The organism is Ligilactobacillus sp., assembly GCF_036846325.1.
Lineage (GTDB): Bacteria > Bacillota > Bacilli > Lactobacillales > Lactobacillaceae > Ligilactobacillus.
In genome coordinates, this window is the sequence record NZ_DAIUCE010000203.1 from 1 (window position 1) to 1,336 (window position 1,336).

Here is a 1,336-nt window from a genome sequence, read left to right on the forward strand (position 1 = left end):
TGACTCCCTGGACGAGTTTCACTCGCCTTCGGTCGTCCTCATGCTTGTGTACGGGCTCATGAGCGCTCGGCTCCACACCTTGTCTAAACCGGCATTTTGCCCGTAATCCAGTCTCATTTCACCCTTTTCTCCAGTTCTTGCGGTCATAACCGGAATTAAAGTCGATAATCATCACTTTTTCAGCCTGAGTGTCGACTGAACTGATTGCGGAAGCGGGGATGACAAATTATAATAGCGTTATCAATCAGGTGAGGTGCATTGACATGAAGAAAAATGAAAAGAGAAGATGGACGGGACGTTTCATCACCAGGGCAGGTTCCGAGGTAAATGCAGAGCCGCCGTTTTCACTGGCTGACATGTTCAGCGGAAAGAAGCCGGACCAGAAGCCGGTTGAAGAGAGGCTGAAGCCGGTGCTGCATTTTACAAGAAGCTTCAGGGTTGAAGGCAGGCTTTCCAAGGCTGTGCTGACGATTACGGCCCATGGCGTGTATCATGCGGAGATGAACGGAAGAGAAGTTGATGATGCGGTTCTTGCGCCGGACTTCACCAGCTACGGCAGCTTCCTGCAGTATCAGGAAATTGACGTGACGGAGCTTGTCAGGCAGGGTGAAAACAGCCTTGATGTTCTGGTTGCTGACGGATGGTATGCAGGAAGAATCAGCGTTCAGGGCGGAAGTGCGCAGTTCGGCACAACCCCTGCGCTTCTTTCTGACCTTGAGCTGGAATATTCCGACGGAAGAAGCGAGACAATCGGATCTGACCGTGATTTCACGGTCAGGGACAGCTATATCAGGTATTCGGACATCCAGATTGGTGAAATGCAGGATCTGAGACTTAAGGATGACGAGGGGGCAGGCGAACATGCCGTGCTTCTTGAAGGAGAAGACGACTATGACGTTTTGTGCCCGCAGGAAGGACCCCAGGTCAGACGGCAGCAGATTCTTTCAGCCGTGAAGGTCTGGAGGGAAGATGACAGCTTCATCGTGGACTTCGGGCAGGTGATTGCCGGAAGAGTGCGTCTTTTTGCTGCATTTCCTCCGGGACGTGAAGTCGTCATCGAACACTCCGAGGTGCTTGACGAATCCGGCAGGTTCCTTTCAAACATCGTCGGAAGAAACAAGGACCAGAGGGACGTCGTCGTCGGCAGGGGGCTTTCCGAAACGTTCGAGCCGCTGTTCACATTTCACGGATTCAGGTATGCCAGGATAAGCGGACTTGACAGCCTTGAAAAGGACCAGGTCGAGGCGGTCGTCATCTTCAGCGACATGAAGGAAACGGGATCGATTCATGTCAGTGACCCGGATGTGGAAAGGCTGCTTGAAAACATCAGGTGGAG

The 1,336-nt window shown here is 52.5% G+C and carries 1 protein-coding gene; it reads left to right on the top strand.

The genetic code is table 11. The features are described 5' to 3' along the window. Positions 1–263: 263 nt before the first annotated feature. Positions 264–1,336 (top strand): family 78 glycoside hydrolase catalytic domain (locus V7Z60_RS10200; RefSeq protein ID WP_334117692.1); only part of this gene is annotated, 1,073 nt, incomplete at its 3' end.